20 protein-coding genes are annotated in these 15,596 nt (G+C 66.9%); 6 read left to right on the top strand and 14 right to left on the bottom strand.

Annotation, left to right across the window (positions count from 1 at the left end):
* Positions 1–147: 147 nt before the first annotated feature.
* From ureG to LDO15_RS00230, 8 genes are all read right to left on the bottom strand, one after another.
* The gene (ureG, locus tag LDO15_RS00265; RefSeq protein ID WP_223982653.1) at positions 148–765 is read right to left on the bottom strand and encodes an urease accessory protein UreG; all 618 of its coding nucleotides are present in this window, start codon (positions 763–765) and stop codon (positions 148–150) included.
* A gap of 34 nt (positions 766–799) precedes the next feature.
* Positions 800–1,465 carry an urease accessory protein UreF gene (locus LDO15_RS00260; RefSeq protein WP_223982650.1) on the bottom strand — a complete coding sequence of 222 codons (666 nt, stop codon included), beginning with the start codon at positions 1,463–1,465 and terminating at the stop codon, positions 800–802.
* A gap of 198 nt (positions 1,466–1,663) precedes the next feature.
* Positions 1,664–2,146: an urease accessory protein UreE gene (gene ureE / locus LDO15_RS00255; protein WP_223982647.1), complete on the bottom strand. Its 483-nt coding sequence runs from the start codon at positions 2,144–2,146 to the stop codon at positions 1,664–1,666.
* A 19-nt stretch (positions 2,147–2,165) separates the two neighbouring features.
* Positions 2,166–3,965, bottom strand: coding sequence for an urease subunit alpha (gene ureC / locus LDO15_RS00250; protein ID WP_223982645.1), 1,800 nt, complete (start codon positions 3,963–3,965; stop codon positions 2,166–2,168).
* Positions 3,962–4,342, bottom strand: a complete 381-nt coding sequence (locus tag LDO15_RS00245; RefSeq protein ID WP_223982642.1) for an urease subunit beta — start codon at positions 4,340–4,342, stop codon at positions 3,962–3,964. Before LDO15_RS00245 ends, ureC begins: the two co-directional genes overlap by 4 nt.
* Before the next feature lie 11 nt (positions 4,343–4,353).
* Positions 4,354–4,656 carry an urease subunit gamma gene (locus LDO15_RS00240; protein WP_116766361.1) on the bottom strand — a complete coding sequence of 101 codons (303 nt, stop codon included), beginning with the start codon at positions 4,654–4,656 and terminating at the stop codon, positions 4,354–4,356.
* Between the two features lie 127 nt (positions 4,657–4,783).
* Positions 4,784–5,428: a DUF805 domain-containing protein gene (locus tag LDO15_RS00235; protein WP_346655975.1), complete on the bottom strand. Its 645-nt coding sequence runs from the start codon at positions 5,426–5,428 to the stop codon at positions 4,784–4,786.
* A gap of 24 nt (positions 5,429–5,452) precedes the next feature.
* Complete coding sequence (locus LDO15_RS00230) at positions 5,453–5,773, bottom strand: DUF6221 family protein (RefSeq protein WP_223982639.1); 321 nt, start codon at positions 5,771–5,773, stop codon at positions 5,453–5,455.
* Positions 5,774–5,869: 96 nt separating this feature from the next.
* Between LDO15_RS00230 and LDO15_RS00225 the strand changes: the two genes are divergently transcribed.
* Entirely contained in the window at positions 5,870–6,205 is a 336-nt protein-coding gene (locus LDO15_RS00225) for a hypothetical protein (protein WP_223982636.1), read from the top strand.
* A 32-nt stretch (positions 6,206–6,237) separates the two neighbouring features.
* Here the strand turns inward: LDO15_RS00225 and LDO15_RS00220 are convergent, their stop codons facing one another.
* A complete protein-coding gene (locus tag LDO15_RS00220) occupies positions 6,238–6,987 on the bottom strand; it encodes a LysR family substrate-binding domain-containing protein (protein ID WP_223982633.1) in 750 nt (249 codons plus the stop codon).
* Positions 6,988–7,065: 78 nt separating this feature from the next.
* Here LDO15_RS00220 and LDO15_RS00215 point away from each other — a divergent pair, with 78 nt between their 5' ends.
* Together LDO15_RS00215 and LDO15_RS00210 are read left to right on the top strand one after the other, a co-directional pair.
* Positions 7,066–7,470 carry a DUF5997 family protein gene (locus LDO15_RS00215; protein WP_043479868.1) on the top strand — a complete coding sequence of 135 codons (405 nt, stop codon included), beginning with the start codon at positions 7,066–7,068 and terminating at the stop codon, positions 7,468–7,470.
* A 154-nt stretch (positions 7,471–7,624) separates the two neighbouring features.
* The gene (locus tag LDO15_RS00210; protein ID WP_223982631.1) at positions 7,625–8,233 is read left to right on the top strand and encodes an NADPH-dependent FMN reductase; all 609 of its coding nucleotides are present in this window, start codon (positions 7,625–7,627) and stop codon (positions 8,231–8,233) included.
* Positions 8,234–8,263: 30 nt separating this feature from the next.
* Here the strand turns inward: LDO15_RS00210 and LDO15_RS00205 are convergent, their stop codons facing one another.
* Positions 8,264–8,641, bottom strand: coding sequence for a VOC family protein (locus tag LDO15_RS00205; protein WP_223982629.1), 378 nt, complete (start codon positions 8,639–8,641; stop codon positions 8,264–8,266).
* 187 nt (positions 8,642–8,828) lie between these two features.
* Here LDO15_RS00205 and LDO15_RS00200 point away from each other — a divergent pair, with 187 nt between their 5' ends.
* Together LDO15_RS00200 and LDO15_RS00195 are read left to right on the top strand one after the other, a co-directional pair.
* Positions 8,829–9,464 (top strand): hypothetical protein, encoded by a 636-nt coding sequence (locus LDO15_RS00200; RefSeq protein ID WP_223982627.1) that lies wholly within the window; start codon positions 8,829–8,831, stop codon positions 9,462–9,464.
* Positions 9,465–9,515: 51 nt separating this feature from the next.
* Positions 9,516–10,154, top strand: a complete 639-nt coding sequence (locus tag LDO15_RS00195) for an NAD(P)-binding domain-containing protein (RefSeq protein WP_223982625.1) — start codon at positions 9,516–9,518, stop codon at positions 10,152–10,154.
* Between the two features lie 72 nt (positions 10,155–10,226).
* Here the strand turns inward: LDO15_RS00195 and LDO15_RS00190 are convergent, their stop codons facing one another.
* The 4 genes from LDO15_RS00190 to LDO15_RS00175 all read right to left on the bottom strand — a co-directional run bounded on the left by LDO15_RS00190 (position 10,227) and on the right by LDO15_RS00175 (position 14,719).
* Complete coding sequence (locus LDO15_RS00190) at positions 10,227–10,709, bottom strand: pyridoxamine 5'-phosphate oxidase family protein (RefSeq protein ID WP_223982623.1); 483 nt, start codon at positions 10,707–10,709, stop codon at positions 10,227–10,229.
* 117 nt (positions 10,710–10,826) lie between these two features.
* Positions 10,827–12,347 (bottom strand): APC family permease, encoded by a 1,521-nt coding sequence (locus tag LDO15_RS00185; protein WP_223987643.1) that lies wholly within the window; start codon positions 12,345–12,347, stop codon positions 10,827–10,829.
* 14 nt (positions 12,348–12,361) lie between these two features.
* A complete protein-coding gene (locus LDO15_RS00180) occupies positions 12,362–13,285 on the bottom strand; it encodes a universal stress protein (RefSeq protein WP_223982621.1) in 924 nt (307 codons plus the stop codon).
* Positions 13,286–13,330: 45 nt separating this feature from the next.
* Complete coding sequence (locus LDO15_RS00175; protein WP_223982619.1) at positions 13,331–14,719, bottom strand: NAD(P)/FAD-dependent oxidoreductase; 1,389 nt, start codon at positions 14,717–14,719, stop codon at positions 13,331–13,333.
* 181 nt (positions 14,720–14,900) lie between these two features.
* Between LDO15_RS00175 and LDO15_RS00170 the strand changes: the two genes are divergently transcribed.
* Positions 14,901–15,593: a TetR/AcrR family transcriptional regulator gene (locus LDO15_RS00170; protein WP_223982616.1), complete on the top strand. Its 693-nt coding sequence runs from the start codon at positions 14,901–14,903 to the stop codon at positions 15,591–15,593.
* Positions 15,594–15,596 lie beyond the last annotated feature (3 nt).

Here is a 15,596-nt window from a genome sequence, read left to right as displayed (position 1 = left end):
GGGGCCGACCGCCGCGAGGGCCCCGACTCGAGCTTGCGAGAGTTGGGAGCGGCTGGGGACGGGCACGGCCCCTTATCCCCGGCGAAGCGCCCGGCGACGGGACCGTCCCCGAAGAGGTGACCGCCGTAGGTGCTGCCCCCGTCGTGCTCATGGCGCCAGGTCGAGCATCAGGACATCACGCCGCACCCATTCGATGACGCGCTCCAGCCCTTCGTCGGTCTTGAGGTTCGTGAAGCAGAACGGCTTTTCGCCCCGGAATTCCTTAGAGTCCCGCTCCATGACGGAGAGGTCCGCGCCGACGTGGGGTGCGAGGTCGGTCTTGTTGATGATGAAGAGATCGGACTTGATCATGCCCTGGCCGGCCTTGCGGGGGATTTTCTCGCCCTGGGCCACGTCGATGATGTAGATGGAGAAGTCCACCAGCTCGGGGCTGAACGTGGCGGAGAGGTTATCGCCGCCGGATTCCACAAAGATCACCTGCAGATCCGGGTGCCGTTTCTTCAGCTCCTCGATGGCGGCGGTGTTCATGGACGTGTCTTCGCGGATGGCGGTGTGCGGGCACCCGCCGGTTTCGACGCCGATGATCCGGTCGATCGGCAGGATCCCGTTGGCGGCGAGGATCTTGGCGTCCTCGATCGTGTAGATGTCATTGGTGATGGCCGCCATGGAGATCTCCCGGCTCATGTGGCGGGTGAGCCGCTCCACGAGCTGGGTCTTGCCGGCACCCACCGGGCCGCCGATGCCGATCTTGATGGGTTCAGACATATTCTTCTCCAGACATATTTCTCGTGGTGCTCGGTCAGCTCATGAACATGCGGGCGCGCTGGCGTTCGTGCCGCATCTGCGAAATTTCCAGCCCGGGGCTGACGGCCCCGAAGTCGTCGGGCGTGAGGTCGCTGACCCGCTCGGCCGCGGCAGCGACGTCGTCGGCCGCCTTCCGCAGGATCCGCTGACCGGCGTTCTGGCCCAGCGGGATCGCCCGGACGGCGTTCTGCGTCAAGGAGGTGACCGCTGCGAACAGGTAGGCGGCCATGGCTGCGGACAGCGGAACCCCCAGAGACCGGGCGACGACGCCGAACGCCAGCGGCTGGTGGCCGGCGGCGCGGCCGGTACTCACCAGCACGCGGTACTCCGCCAGTTCAGCGGACGGAAAGATCTCGGAGCCGATCTCCAGCAGCCGGCCGCCCATCTTGATGCTGGCCTCGCGCAGCTGCCGTGGCAGCAACTGGGCGGTCAACAGCCCGTCCAGTTCGGCAATAGCACCGCCCTCATACAGGAACCGGATGGCCAAGGCGTCCGAATAAGTCAGCTGCTGCCCCACAAACGCCGCCAGCCACACCCCAAACGACTCCTCATCGTGCACCAGCCCGCGCTCAATGTAGCCCTCAAACCCCAAAGAGTGAGCAAACGCCCCGGTAGGCAAGGCGGAATCCGTCAACTGCTGCAATGCGAGCTGGTAAGTCATTACGGGCCCCACGACGCAAGGCAAGCAGTCGAATCTGCGGAGGCGGGTGATAGGGGTCGCTGCGTGGCGGGCACCGCGGGGGGCCCACTGCCGCGAGGGCCCCGACTCGAGCTTGCGAGAGTTCGGAGCGGCTGGGGACGGGCACGACCCCTATCACCCGCCGCAGCGCCCACGGCGCCCCAGCCGCTGCGGCAGAGGCTAGTGCGAGTGTTCGGCATGGCGGAAGGGGACGGGCATCACGCGCTCCTGGCGGTCGTAGGGCGCTCCGACGTGTTTGAGATAGTCCTCCACAGTGTGGTCGTACTGACACACCATGACCTCGGCCCCGTACTCCGAGGAAGCTTCGAAGAACTGGGCCTGCAGGTGCCGGTTGCCCAGGGAGTGCGCCACTACCCCCATCTCGTGGATCGAGCGCGGGGCGATCACCAGGACGTCGGTGGGCAGCACCGACACCACGATCATGTTGGTCCCGGCCACGTGCAGGATGTCGCCGTCGCGCAGGTCCCCGGACCCGGCGGGGAGGCGGATGCCGAGTTCCTTCCCGTGGTCGGTGGTGACGCGCTGGATGCGTTTGACCAGCTGGGCGCTGGGCAGGACCACCTTTTCCCGGTGGAGCCCGAAGTACGGGTCCGGCCCGGGCGGAAGGTCGTGGGTGTTGCCGAGGACCTTTTCGATGATCATGGTCGTCTCCTCTTGAAGCCTAGAAAAGGAAGTAGCGCTGCGCCATGGGCAGGACGTCTGACGGTTCGCACGTGACGTCCTCGCCGTCGACCGTCACCTGATACGTTTCCGGATCCACCTCGATGTCCGGGGTGGCGCCGTTGTACTTCAGGTCCGTCTTGGTGAGGCTGCGGATGCCGGAGACCGGCCGGATGACCTTTTCCAGGCCGAGCTCCGCCGGGACCCCGGCGTCGATGGCGGCCTGGGAGAGGAAGGTGATGGAGGACTGCTGCAAAGCCTTGCCGTAGGCCGCGAACATCGGCCGCATGGTGCGCGGCTGCGGCGTGGGAATGGAGGCGTTGGCGTCCCCCATGAGGGCGTAGGCAATCTGGCCGCCCTTGAGCACCAGCTCCGGCTTGACCCCGAAGAACGCCGGATCCCAGAGCACCAGGTCGGCGAATTTGCCGACCTCCACCGAGCCAATCGAGTCGGCCATGCCCTGCGCGATGGCCGGGTTGATCGTGTATTTCGCCACGTACCGCTTTAACCGGAAGTTGTCGCTCTCCGCGCCCAGGCCGGAGGCGGCCCCGTGCACGCCGCCGTCGGGGTCCTTGAGAACACCGCGCTGCTTCTTCATCTTGTCGGCGACCTGCCAGGTGCGGATGACCACCTCGCCCACCCGGCCCATGGCCTGGGAGTCCGAGGATGTGATCGCGAAGACGCCGAGGTCCTGCAGGACGTCCTCCGCGGCGATGGTCTCGGCCCGGATGCGGGAGTCCGCGAACGCCACGTCCTCCGGGATATCCGGATTCAGGTGGTGGCACACCATGAGCATGTCCAGGTGCTCTTCGATGGTGTTGCGCGTGTACGGAAGCGTGGGGTTGGTGGACGCCGGCAGGACGTTGGGCAGTCCGGCGATCTTGATGATGTCCGGGGCGTGGCCGCCGCCGGCGCCCTCGGTGTGGAAGGTGTGGATCACGCGGCCGTCGATGGCCCGGATGGTGTCCTCCACGAAGCCGCACTCGTTGAGGGTGTCGGTGTGGATGGCCACCTGGACGTCGTACTCGTCCGCGACCTGCAGCGAGGTATCGATCGAGGACGTCGTGGAACCCCAGTCCTCGTGGACTTTCAGCCCGATCGCGCCGGCGCGGATCTGCTCGGCCAGGGGTTCGAGGGCGGACGCGTGCCCCTTGCCGAACAGGCCGATGTTGATGGGCAGCCCTTCGGCGGCCTGAAGCATGCGCTGGATGTGCCATTTTCCGGGGGTGACCGTGGTGGCCTTGGTGCCTTCGGCGGGGCCTGTGCCGCCGCCCACCATGGTGGTCACGCCGCTGCACAGGGCGGCGGGGACCTGGTCCGGGGAGATGAAGTGGATGTGCGAGTCCACCCCGCCGGCCGTCAGGATCTTCCGCTCGCCCGCGATGATCTCGGTGCTCGCTCCGATCACGATGTCCACGCCGTCGGTGATCTGCGGGTTGCCGGCCTTGCCGATCCGGAAGATGTGCCCGTCCCGTAGCGCGACGTCGGCCTTGTAGATGCCGGTGTAGTCCAGCACCACCACGTTGGTGATCACGGTGTCCGGGACTCCGCCGCCGGAACGAACACCGCCGGAACCAACACTGCCGGAACCAGTACTGTCGTTCCCGTCCCGGGTCGCCTGGCCGTTCTGGCCCATGCCGTCGCGGATCACCTTACCGCCGCCGAAAACCACTTCCTCGCCGTAAACGGTGAGGTCTTTCTCGATCTCGAGGAACAGATCGGTGTCCGCCAGGCGGATGGCGTCGCCCGTCGTCGGGCCGTAGAGGTCAGCGTACTGCCTGCGGGGGAGCTCGAAACTCACTGGGCGTCACCTTTCCGTTCGGAAACTTTGAGTTCGGAAACATGAAGCTCGGAAGCAAGGGGTTCGGTCTCGTGGAGCGGGCCGTTGACGGCGTTGCTGAGCCCGTAGACTTCGCGGCGGCCCGCGAGTCCGATCAGCCGCACGGTCCTGCTGTCCCCCGGCTCGAACCGGGCGGCGGTGCCGGCCGGAATGTCCAGCCGGCGGCCGTACGCGGCCGTCCGGTCAAACTGCAGCGCGGAGTTCGCCTCGGCAAAGTGATAATGCGAGCCCACCTGGACGGGCCGGTCGCCGGTGTTGGTCACCGCGACTTCCACCGCTTCCCGGCCGGCGTTGATCACCAGCGGCGCGGCGCTGAGCACATATTCTCCCGGAATCATCGATTGCTCCTCTAGCGGATGGGATCGTGGACTGTGACGAGCTTGGTGCCGTCCGGGAAGGTGGCCTCGACCTGGACGTCGTGGATCATTTCGGGCACTCCCTCCATCACGTCGTCGCGGCCGAGGAGTGTGGTTCCGTAGCTCATGAGCTCCGCCACGGTCCGGCCGTCGCGGGCACCCTCGATCAGTTCGTAGCTGATGACGGCCACGGCCTCGGGGAAGTTCAGTTTCAGCCCGCGTGCCTGGCGGCGGCGGGCGAGGTCCGCCGCGACCACGATCATGAGCTTTTCCTGCTCACGGGGCAAAAGGTGCATGACGGAATCCCTTCAAGAACCGAACCGGCTGGCGGACCGCAGATGCTGCAGTGTGACCAGCGTAGGCCGGTGAGGTTTCCTGCAGGTTTCCGGCACCACATGTGTCGGCACCTTGGCGCTGCCGCGCTCAAGCCCGCCCGGTCAGGTTAACGGGCCGCCGGGGCGTACCTCCCCGGCGGCCCGTTAACCTGCGCGCCTTCCAGCTCGGCTGGTCGAACCGCTGGCCCTCCGGCTTGGAACCCGTCGCCATGAGGATGATGATCACGATGGGGCCGACGAGCGGGATCAGGATCAGAAGATACATCCAGCCGCTCATGTTCGTGTCGTGGAGTCGCCGGACGGACAATGCCAGGGACGGGACGATGATGGCGAGGGAAATGATGACGGACAGAATGAGCCCGACCACATACCCTGGGCCCGGGACGCTGGTGCCGTCGGGGCGCAGCGTCGCGCCGGCGGAGCCGGCGACAAGCGTGCAGGCGTTCAGGACAAGTGAGACGAGGCCTGAGACGAGCGCCCACCACCAATATTCGCTCCGGCTGGCCCGGCCTGAGAACGTTGCGTACTTCTTGAAGACCTCGACACGGCCTCCGGCAGGGAGGCGCCGTAGCGGGGTGCCCAGAGCGGCACCGGCACCGGCCCGGCTGCCGAGCCCGGGTACGCCGGCGCGGCGTACGGGTTGGATGCCCACCCCGGGTTCTGCCGGGGCTGCTCGCTCGGCCAGGGCCTGTTGTCCGGCTGCGGGAAGTTTGTCCCAGGCGACGTCGGCCACGGGCGGCGACTCCCGAGCAAACCGCTACCCGGTGATTCTCCAGCGGGCCTGGAATTCGGGGTGGTCGGCGTACGGCAGCGCCAGGGTGTTCAGGGACAGGGTGGTCCACTCAATGACGTCCGGCACCCAGCCGGCGTCGGCGGATTCCTGGCTGACCAGTGCGGCGAGGACGGACTGGCGGGCGGATTCGATGATGTCGATCAGCCGGCGTTTGGCCTCGCACTCGCGAAGCAGGCGGCGTTCATACCACTCGCCGGATACGGCCAGCGTGGGGTCCCCGAGCAGCTTCAGGGCGGCAGCTTCGTCTTCTCTTATCCGTGCGGTCAGGAACTCGACGATGTCCACTCACCGAGCCTATGCGCGCCGGTGCCCGGACGGCTATGGCCTGGCACTGCCCGTTTCCCCTGCACCGGCACCAGCCGTGCTTGTTAGGGTGGATAAATGAAACCACGCCTCGCCATCCTTGCCGCTGCCGCCTCGTTAATCGCATTGAGCGGCTGCGGTCAGGTGCAGGGCGCTGCCGAAAAGGCCGTCAACGACGGGGCATCCCAGGTTGCCGCGGCGGCCGGCAGTGAAGTGAAGAAGCAGGCCTGCGACCTCGTGAAGGACGGCCTGGTCAGCGCCAAGGACAAGGAACTGCTGGGCGGCCTTGTCGCGGGCGCGGAAACCGCGGGCGCACCCGTTGAGATCACAACGCCGCTGCGCCGCATCGCCGACTCCGGCGACCAGGTTCCGGCCGAATCCGTCAAGGCCCTTCAGGACGCCTGCGCCAAGTAGCGGCGGCTGCACCAAGGCACCTTGCGTATGCCCTAGCGTTTCCCCTTTTTCCGGGATCCCTTGCCGCGGCCCTTGTCCGGGTTCGGTGCATAGCGCTGGGCCACCTTGGGTTTCTTGACCGCAGGGCCCCGCCGGTCCGGCTTGGGCTCCCGCTTGGGTTTCTCCTGCTGGGCGGAGGGCTGCCGGGAGCTCGCCGCAGTCCGCCCGCGGACAATCCCGATGAATTCCTCGATCACCTCGTCCGTGGTGTCGCTGGGCCAGGCCACGGCGATCTCAGTGCCGGGCGCACCGGTGAGCTTCCGGGCCACGGTATCCTTGACGTTGAAGTGCCGGGCCACGGACATCGGCAGGATCACCAGGCCGGCACCGGAGGCCACCACTTGCAGGGCCATCGCGGGGCCGCCGAGTTCCTGCACGTCCAGGAACGTCTCCGCGGACAGGTCTGCCAGGTCCACTTCCTCGAACAGGGAGACCTCATGCCCCTTGGGGGCCACCACCACGGGCTGTTCCTCATAGAGCGGGATGACGCTGAGGCCCTCGCGCTCCACCGGAAGCCGGACGAAGCTCAGGTCCGCGGAGCCGTCGCGGAGCACGGCGAGCTGCGCGCCGTCGTCGGACATGAACGAGTGCAGCGGCACATCCGGCATCCGCTCTTCCCAGCGCCGGATCCATTTTCCGGGCGTCACGCCGGCGACGTATGCGAAACGCAGCTCGCGCCCGGCTGTTTCGGCCGGGGCGGCGGTTTCGTCGGGGGTCTGGGGTGATTCTTCAGGAGCGGACACATGTTCACAGTACCGCCCGGGCTGGTGCAGGGCTCAGTGCCGGTGCCCAGTCAGCCTCCGGCCGGATACCCTTGAAGCATGACCTCTGCAAACTCCCAGTCCATGAAGCCGGCCACCGTTGCCAAGAAGCTTGGCATTTACCTTCCGGCGACACCCCAGGAGTTCCAGGATTCGGTCATCACCCGCGCCGATTTCGCCGAACTCCAGGCCAACCCGCCGGAGTGGCTCGCGGAACTGCGCCGCAACGGCCCGCACCCGCGTCCCGTGGTGGCACAGAAGCTCAACGTCTCCATCAGCGGCCTGGCCCGCGGCGGCGTTGAGGAAGCGCTGACGACGGCGGAAATCACCGCGCTGCTCCAGGCTCCCCCGGCTTGGCTGGTCGCCGAGCGTTCCACCCACGCCGCGGTCCGCGCCGAGGCCCAGCGCGTCAAGGACGAGGCCGCCAAGAAGGACGCCAAAAAGGCCCGCGCCAAGGCCGAATAGCGGCGGGCGCTTCCTTCCGGTCCCTTATCCGGCCCCTATTTTCATCCCGCGGACGCAGGACTATGCTCGCGGGATGAGTCGGGGCGCCGGCCCGATCCCCATTTCAATCTCCATCTCATGAGCCACCGGCGGAGCATCGGGAAGGAACTAGGCCATGGCCTTTAAGATCGGATATTTTGTCGGGAGCCTTTCGAGCAATTCCATCAACCGCACCCTGTCCAAGGCCCTGATCCGGCTTGCACCTGCGGAACTGGAATTCACCGAAATTCCCATCAAGGACCTGCCGTTATACAGCCCGGACTTTGATGCCGCCTTTCCACCCGAAGGCCAGGCCCTCAAGGATGCTGTCGCCGCGTCCGACGGCATCCTGTTCGTCTCGCCCGAATACAACCGGTCCATTCCCGGGGCGCTGAAGAACGCCATCGACTGGGGATCCCGGCCCTGGGGCACCAACTCGTTCGCCCGCAAGCCCACCGGCATCATCGGCGCGTCCCCCGGCGGCATCGGCACGGCCGTGATGCAGTCCTCGTTCCGCAGCGTGCTGAGCTTCCTCGACGCGCCGCAGCTCAACGCGCCGGAGGCGTACATCCGGTTCGTCCCGGAGGTCTACGGCGAGGACGGCGAGGTCAAAGACGAAGCCACCGCCAAGCTGCTGCGCCACTACATGGAGGAGTATGCCTCCTTCGTGGCGCGGGTCCTGGCCGCCAACGCACCCGGTCATATCGGCGACGAGCACCCGGACACGGACAAGCTGCGCCGCTAGCACCTGTGCCCTGGAGACGACTACGGGGGGCTAGTCCTGATGCAGCTGGACGAAGTTCCCGCAGCCATCGTCCAGCACCACGCTGGTCCCGCCGGGGCCCTCGGACGGCTCGCCCTGGAACATCACGCCCTTGGCTGCCAGCCGGTCGTATTCGGCGCGCACGTCCGGCACGCCGAAGACGATCGCCGGGATTCCGGCATCGTGCAGGCCGTTCATGTAGGCCGCCCCGATCGGGTTGTCGCTGGGCTCCAGCAGCAGTCCGGCGCCACCGGCACCGTCCGGATCCTTGACGATGAAGAGGTTGTGCTCCGGCATGGCCATCAGGGTTTCGAACCCCAGGATGCCGGTATAGAACTCATGGGCCGAGGCCGGATCCTTGACATGGATACTGCACATTTTCAGTCGCATGGCCCCAAGGCTACGCCGCGGGGATCAGTGACGGAACCGCGGCGCGGCCCCCGAGCACGGCCTTGGCGGCCTGTGTTGGTGGCCGGCATCGCCCCGGCCGACAGGGCATTGACGGCCCCGCCGCCAGGCATTCCAATGGAACTAGCGGAACAGCGCCCGCCCGGGACGGTTCCGCCGGAGGTGTGCAATGACGTCGCTCTCACAATCCGGTGCCCTCGCGGCCTGGCAATTCCTCGCCCTCGCCATTGTGGTTGCCGGGGCGGCCTCCATTGCGGCCTACCTCGCCCGCAAGCACCTGACAGCCGACGCCGGCGCCTCAGACGGTGCCGACGGCGCGTTTTGGGACGTTTTCGCCGGGCTCGCCGTCGTGGTGCCCGCCGTCGTCGTTGCCTCCTTCACGTGGCCGTGGGCCGGGCTGGCACTCGGGATGCTGGCCGCCGGGACAGCCCTGGCTGCTTTTGCCGCGGCGCCCCGGGTGCTCCGCCGGCAGGAATCCCGCCGGGCCGGCAGGACGACGCGGCTCGTGAACGAGGCCGCCGCCGCGCGGCACAAGGCTGCCCTGGCCCGATGGCAACGCTACGAACTCGATCCTCGGTATGCGATTGACTACCCCGCGATGAGCGATCCCCGGCAGCCGGAAACGGCCGCCCTGATCCGGGCCATCAGGGCCGCCGAGCCCCTCGGCGGCCGCACGGACCCCGCCGGCGCCGATGCCGCCTACGCCCCGGCCGTGGACCAGCTCGAACGGGCCCTGGCGGCGGCCGAGCGCGCGGCCGGGGTCAGCCCCGCTGGGCTGCCCGGTCCGGACCACGCGCACAGCTGATTTCCGGAATTGCCGATCCGGCAGTTCCCGGCCACCCCGGAAGGAAACGTCATGACTGACATCACGATCATCGGCAGCGGCAACATGGCACGGGCGATCGGCACGCGGGCCGTCGGCGCCGGCCGCTCCGTCCAGATCCTGGACCGGACCCCGGAGAATGCCGCCAAGCTCGCTGCTGAACTTGGCGGCACCACCACCTCCGGCGGCCTGAGCGAGGTCCCCGAGGGCGACATCGTCGTCCTGGCACTCTACTTCGGCCCGGCCAAGGAAGTTGCCACGCATTTCGGCGACACCCTCAGCGGCAAGACCGTGGTGGAGATCAGCAACCCGATCAACACGGAAACCTTTGACTCCCTGACCGTCGGCGCGGAGACGTCGGCCGCCGAGGAAATCGCCGCGCTGCTGCCGGGCGCACGGGTGGTGAAAGCGTTCAACACCACCTTCGCCGGCCCGCTCGGTGCCGGGACCACCGGCGGCTTGCCGCTGGATGTCTTCATCGCCTCGGACTCCGAACAGGCCCGCAACGAGGTCACGGCCTTCGTCGAGGCGGCCGGGCTGCGCCCCCTCCAGGTCGGCGGATTGCGCCATGCCCGTGAACTCGAGGGCTTTCAGCTCCTGGTCATGGCGCTGCAGGCCAACCCGGCATATCCAAGCTTCAACTGGGGCACCGGCCTGAAGATCATCGATTAGGGCAGCCCGGTCATCCGACAACCCGGTCCAGTGCGACCACCAGGTTCACTGCGACCGGCCCGGTTCACCGGGTTACAGGTCTACCGTTGCGCTTTCGCCGACGCTCATCCGGCTGTTGGTGACCTTGGACTTGATCCACTGCAGCACGGTGGCCGCTGTTCCGCCCGGACTGGTCCAGTACTGGGCGGAGTCCGAGTCGACGTGCAGCAGGACCACCTCCGGGGTGTCGGGACCGTCCGGGAACCAGGCCTCCACTACCTGGTTCCACATGTCGTGGATCAGTTGACGGTCGGTCACCACCTCGGCGGTTCCGGCCACCGAGACCCACTCGGTGCGCTTGCCGAAGGAAACGTTCACCGCCGGGTTGGCGCGGATGTGGGCCACTTGCGAGCTGGTGGACGACGTGAAGAACCACATGTCGCCGTCGTCCTTGACCTCCTGGACGGCCAGCGGCCGGCTCACGAGCGTACCTGCTTCGTTGATGGTGGTCAGCATTCCGATGTGCGAATCGTTGATGATGCCCGTGACCTTGCTGATGCTTTCGGCATCCGACATGCTCTCACCTCGTTCTCGTTCCAACGGAGGAAGGTCCCCCTCCGGACAGCCTATTGGTAAGCGTACTTACTTTCCAGCGGCTGCCGGACGGGGACCTTCCCGGAACGGGCCGGGGTTTCAATTGCCGCGGGACAGCACCTCGCCCTTGAAGAACTCGGGCCGGACCTTGGCCATGATCAGCATGAGCACCACACCCAGCAGGATCACGCCCATGCCGAGGATGAACACCAGGCCCAGACCGCCGATCGAGGAGCCCGAGCCGTACGCCGGATCCATGGAGTCGTAGGCGGTCTTGAAGAACATGACCAGCAGGATGACGCCGCCCAGGAGGGGTGCGAGGAACTTGAAGAAGAACGCCTGCGCCCCGCTGAACGCCTCGGCCCGGAAGAACCAGACGCAGGCCAGCGCCGTGATGCCGTAGTAGAAGCAGATCATCAGGCCCAGCGCCGTGATGGTGTCCCAGAGCGCGTTCTCCGACGTCGTGCGGGTGATGACGTAGAACGCGGCGGCAGCCGCGGCGGACGCGATCGTGGCGTAGCTCGGCGACTTGTGCGTGGGGCTGATCCGTCCGAATTTCTGCGGCAGGGCCTTGTAGTGACCCATGGACAGCAGGGTCCGCGCCGGCGAGACGAACGTGGACTGCAGCGAAGCCGCCGAACTGCTCAGGATGGCCAGGGACATCAGGATGGCGAAGGGGCCCATCACCGGACCGGCGAGGACGGCGAAGATGCTGGCCTGGTTCTCCGGGTTTCCCGCGCCCAGCCCCTCTGTGCCGATCCCGGCGAAGGAGAGCGTAGCCAGGGCAACGGTCATGTAGATGATCACGATGACCAGGACGGTGACTGTGGCGGCACGCCCCGGGGTCTTCTCCGGGTTCTTGGTCTCCTCATTCATGGTCAGCGTGACGTCCCATCCCCAGTAAATGAAGATGGACAGCGAAACACCGGCCGCAAACGCGGAGAATGACTCCACCGCGAAGGGATTGAACCAGTCCGGGGCGATTGCGGTCGCGTCAAAGGCAGTTCCGTTGGCAACGTGGCTGAACGCGGCCACCGCGAACCAGCCGAGCACCAGCAGCTGGAAGCCCACGAGCACGTACTGGACCGTCTTGGTGGTTTCCATGCCGCGGTAGGAGATCCAGCATGCGAGGGTGATGAACACCAGCGTGGTGGCGATATTCAGCGGCAGGTTCTTGGTGAGGTCGGCGAGCTCCGGATTGCCGAAGATCTGGGACAGCATCAGGTAGAAGAAGTCCACCGCGACGGCGGCCAGGTTCGAGAGCACGATGATGGTCGCCGCAATCAGTCCCCAGCCTCCCATCCACCCCAGCCACGGGCCAAAGGCCCTCGAGGCCCAGGTGAAGGACGTGCCGGCGTCAGGCATGGCGTTGTTCAGCTCGCGGTAGCCGAACGCCACCAGCAGCATGGGGATGAAACCGACCAGGAAGACCGCCGGCAGGTGCACGCCGACCTCGGCGACGGTGGGCCCCAGGGCCGCCGTGAGGGTATACGCCGGGGCGATACAGGAAACGCCGATGACGACGGCGCCAATCAGCCCCACCGATCCCGCCTTCAGGCCCTTCTCGCTCAGTCCGTGGTGGTCTTCGGTGTTCTGTCCGGTTTGCGACGCATGGGACATCGCGTGGTCGGCGCTCATTTTTCTGCCTCTCGGGTGACGTCATTCGACGCCGAATGGTTGGGTTGCTTGAGTTCATAGTCACTCGGGACCACAATCATCGGCACCGGCAGGGCACGCAGAATGCGGTTGGCCGTGCTGCCGAGGAAGATGGACCGGCCTTGGGCAAGCCGGCTCGATCCGATCAGCAGAACCTCGCCGTCCTCCCAGTCGAGGCGGTCCACCGCTTCCTCGATGCTGCGGCCCTGTGCGACGACGACTTCCGCCTTCGCTTCCTCGCGGACCTCCTGTTCACCGCCCGGCAGGGCCGCGGCAAGGTGCTTCGCCGCGTACTCCCGGGCTGCGTCGGCGGCACCGGCAGCAGCGGCCTCATCGCCGCCGTCGAGCGCCAACAGAGACACCACGCGCAGCGGAACCTCACGGTTCGCAGCCATGCCGAGGGCGAAATCGAGCAGCTTCTCGGCGCCCGCCCGGTTTCCGAGCCCGCAACTGATCCGGGTCAAGGCCTCCTGGCGGTGGTAGCCGTGCGGCGCCAGGGCCACCGGAACGGTCGAGGCGTGGAGCAGGGCGCTGGCCACCGACCCGATCGAGAACCGCTTGAAGATCCCGCTGCTGGTTGCGCCGATGATGAGCATGTCGGCCCCGAACTCCTCGGCCGCCTCGATCAGCGCGTGCGCGTCCGAATCACCGCTGCGGACATGCGCCTTGGCCGGGACGCCGGGCGGAACCAGCGCCAGCGCCTGGTCCAGCCACTCCTGGGCCTGATCGTTGAGCACGTGCTCGAAGCCGGCCTTAGGCGCGTGGGCGGCCCCGAACTGCTGCACTTCGGGAACCACCAGCACAAGGTCCAGGCTGGCTCCGCGCCCCAGCGCCAGGGAGACGGCCAGATTGACCGCATCGTGGCCTCTTGCATCGGCTGAGTACCCCACTACGTAACGCATCTGGCCGCTCTCCTCACTACAATGAACTGACTTTTTCGGGGTTATCTACCGTGCGACCGACGCGCGGTCCGCGGCGGCGACAATTCGGGCCGCCGTGGCCTGTCCCATCCGGACGGCGCCGTCGACGTGCTGGTATCCCTCTGCCGCGAGATCGGAGCAGGACCAGTAGATGGGGCCGACCGGCTTCAGCTGGTCCTTGCCATATCGGTGCAGCCCGCCGAGGTCGTAGCTTGCGGCGTAGGCTCCGCGGGTCCATTCCTCCGAGCCCCAGTCGGACTCGTAGTAGACCTCGGGATCCAGGGCCTTTTCGCCGAGGAAGGACGCGATCGATTCGAGAATGGCACGGCGGCGGTCCTCCGCGCTGAGTTCGAACATGGCGTCGGCCTTCTCGTCCGAGACGAAGCCCACCAGCGTTCCGCGGGGGTCCTCGTGGTTCGTGTTGTCGTAGACCTCCTGCACGAGGGCGCCGGCGCCGAACGCGGTGCCGGACAGGCCGTCTTCACGCCAGAACGGCGTGCTGTAGACGGCGTGGACCTTGATGACCAGGCCCAGCGACTGGTGCTGGTGCATCTGGTGCTGGCGGCGGGGCAGCGGCGGGTTGAACGACACCCGGGAGTAGAGGTTCGGCGGCACGGCCATGATGACGAAGCGGGCGTTCACGATGGCCCGTTCGGAGACGGCGGTGACACGGTGTGCGCCGCTCGCGTCTTCGGTCCAGTTGATGGTGCGGACCGGGCTGTCCAGGACGACGTCGTCCCCGAGTTCCGCTGCCTGCAGCAGCGAGACCTGCTGCATCCCGCCGACAACCCGCTTGTCCAGGATGAAGTCCTCATCCGTGAGATTGGTGAAGGACCCGGCGGAGGCTGCCATCAGGACGGCCTGCAGGGCGGAGAAGGCGTGGGCGGGCTTGGTCAGCATGCCGCCGGCGATGAACAGGCCGATGTTGTTGCAGGCTTCCTCATCTGAGGAATTCTGCCGCAGCCAGTGGTGGAAGGAAATAGTGTCCAGCTCGCGGGCCTTGGGGTGTGCCCACGGCTCCTCGGGACCGATTTCCGCGGCGAGGGAGTCCAGCAGGGCCGTGAGCTTGTCCATTTCGGCGGCCGTAGTTTCGCTGACCGGGAAGGTCTCGCCGGTGTAGAGGGTGCGCTTGCCGTCCGCGCCGATGTAGACGGACTTGCCGTCGCGGTAGCGGGAGTAGGTCTGCAGTCCAAGGTCTTCGATCAGCGCAAGGAGCGCCGTCTGATCCGGCGAAACCCACTGGCCGCCGATTTCGAGCATGGCGCCATCGATGGTGTCGGTCCAGGTCCGGCCGCCGACGCGGTCCCGCGCCTCGAGCACCGCGACGCTCAGTCCGGCCTTCTTCAGTTGGCGTGCGGCGGTCAGCCCGGACGGGCCTGCTCCGACGATGACGACGTCGCGGTCAAGTTCCAGCATGATGATTCCTCCCCGTGGCCGCTCGGGTGATGCGGACCACTAAATGAATGACGTTCATTTATGATGATAGGACTTTCAGCCGGATTGGGGAAGACCCCCGGCAAAGAAAATTTCGGCCGTAAAGTGGGAGCAGAATGGGAACATCCGAAACCGCCAGCCAAGCTGAGCAGAAAGGCCAGGAATGACGGCAGCAACCAGCGCCCCCGCGGATCCGCACAGCTCCGCCACCAATCCGCGCCGCCGCGTCGGCCGGCCGGCCGCGGCCGTGCTGGACCAGGCCGGCATCACATCGGCAGCCCTGCAGCTGATCGGCAAGAGCGGCTACGACGGCTTCACCATGGCTGCCCTGGCGAGAACCCTCAACGTCGCCCCCTCGGCGCTGTACAACCACGTCTCCTCCAAGCGGGAGGTGCTGGTCCTCGTCCAGGACCACCTGACCTCGTTCGTGGACGTCGCGGCCTTCGGTGCCGGCCCGTGGGAACAGGCCGTCCGGGACTGGGCGTGGAGCTACCGCGATGTGTTCTCCAAGCACACGCCGCTGATCCCCGTCATCGCCGTGCTGCCCGTGGCCGATGCGCCCAAGACGCTGGCCATGTATGAGGCCGTCAGCGCAGGATTCAGCCGCGCCGGCTTTCCGCAGGAACGGATCATCCCGGCCATCGTGGCGTTAGAATCCTTCATCTTCGGCTCCGCCTACGACGTCACGGCTCCCGCGGACATCTTCGATTCCGGCAGCATGGCCGCCTCGACGCCGCATTTCACCTCCGCAGTCCAGCGCCTGGCTGAGGAAGGCGACGAAAAACCGGCCGACGTCGCGTTCAGCCTGGGACTCGAGGCGCTCCTCGCCGGGCTCGGGGCGCTCCGCGGCGCCTAGACG

This window comes from Arthrobacter sp. NicSoilB8 (assembly GCF_019977355.1).
In the GTDB taxonomy this organism is placed as follows: Bacteria; Actinomycetota; Actinomycetes; order Actinomycetales; family Micrococcaceae; genus Arthrobacter.
This window is presented reverse-complemented; position numbering and strand designations above follow the sequence as displayed.

Bases quoted from the DNA above. Each gene is read 5' to 3' on its own strand.
- ureG (WP_223982653.1), bottom strand. From the start codon at position 765: ATGTCTGAACCCATCAAGATCGGCATCGGCGGCCCGGTGGGTGCCGGC.
- LDO15_RS00260 (WP_223982650.1), bottom strand. From the start codon at position 1,465: ATGACTTACCAGCTCGCATTGCAGCAGTTGACGGATTCCGCCTTGCCT.
- ureE (WP_223982647.1), bottom strand. From the start codon at position 2,146: ATGATCATCGAAAAGGTCCTCGGCAACACCCACGACCTTCCGCCCGGG.
- LDO15_RS00245 (WP_223982642.1), bottom strand. From the start codon at position 4,342: ATGATTCCGGGAGAATATGTGCTCAGCGCCGCGCCGCTGGTGATCAAC.
- LDO15_RS00240 (WP_116766361.1), bottom strand. From the start codon at position 4,656: ATGCACCTTTTGCCCCGTGAGCAGGAAAAGCTCATGATCGTGGTCGCG.
- LDO15_RS00225 (WP_223982636.1), top strand. From the start codon at position 5,870: ATGAAACCACGCCTCGCCATCCTTGCCGCTGCCGCCTCGTTAATCGCA.
- LDO15_RS00215 (WP_043479868.1), top strand. From the start codon at position 7,066: ATGACCTCTGCAAACTCCCAGTCCATGAAGCCGGCCACCGTTGCCAAG.
- LDO15_RS00210 (WP_223982631.1), top strand. From the start codon at position 7,625: ATGGCCTTTAAGATCGGATATTTTGTCGGGAGCCTTTCGAGCAATTCC.
- LDO15_RS00205 (WP_223982629.1), bottom strand. From the start codon at position 8,641: ATGCGACTGAAAATGTGCAGTATCCATGTCAAGGATCCGGCCTCGGCC.
- LDO15_RS00200 (WP_223982627.1), top strand. From the start codon at position 8,829: ATGACGTCGCTCTCACAATCCGGTGCCCTCGCGGCCTGGCAATTCCTC.
- LDO15_RS00195 (WP_223982625.1), top strand. From the start codon at position 9,516: ATGACTGACATCACGATCATCGGCAGCGGCAACATGGCACGGGCGATC.
- LDO15_RS00190 (WP_223982623.1), bottom strand. From the start codon at position 10,709: ATGTCGGATGCCGAAAGCATCAGCAAGGTCACGGGCATCATCAACGAT.
- LDO15_RS00185 (WP_223987643.1), bottom strand. From the start codon at position 12,347: ATGTCCCATGCGTCGCAAACCGGACAGAACACCGAAGACCACCACGGA.
- LDO15_RS00180 (WP_223982621.1), bottom strand. From the start codon at position 13,285: ATGCGTTACGTAGTGGGGTACTCAGCCGATGCAAGAGGCCACGATGCG.
- LDO15_RS00175 (WP_223982619.1), bottom strand. From the start codon at position 14,719: ATGCTGGAACTTGACCGCGACGTCGTCATCGTCGGAGCAGGCCCGTCC.
- LDO15_RS00170 (WP_223982616.1), top strand. From the start codon at position 14,901: ATGACGGCAGCAACCAGCGCCCCCGCGGATCCGCACAGCTCCGCCACC.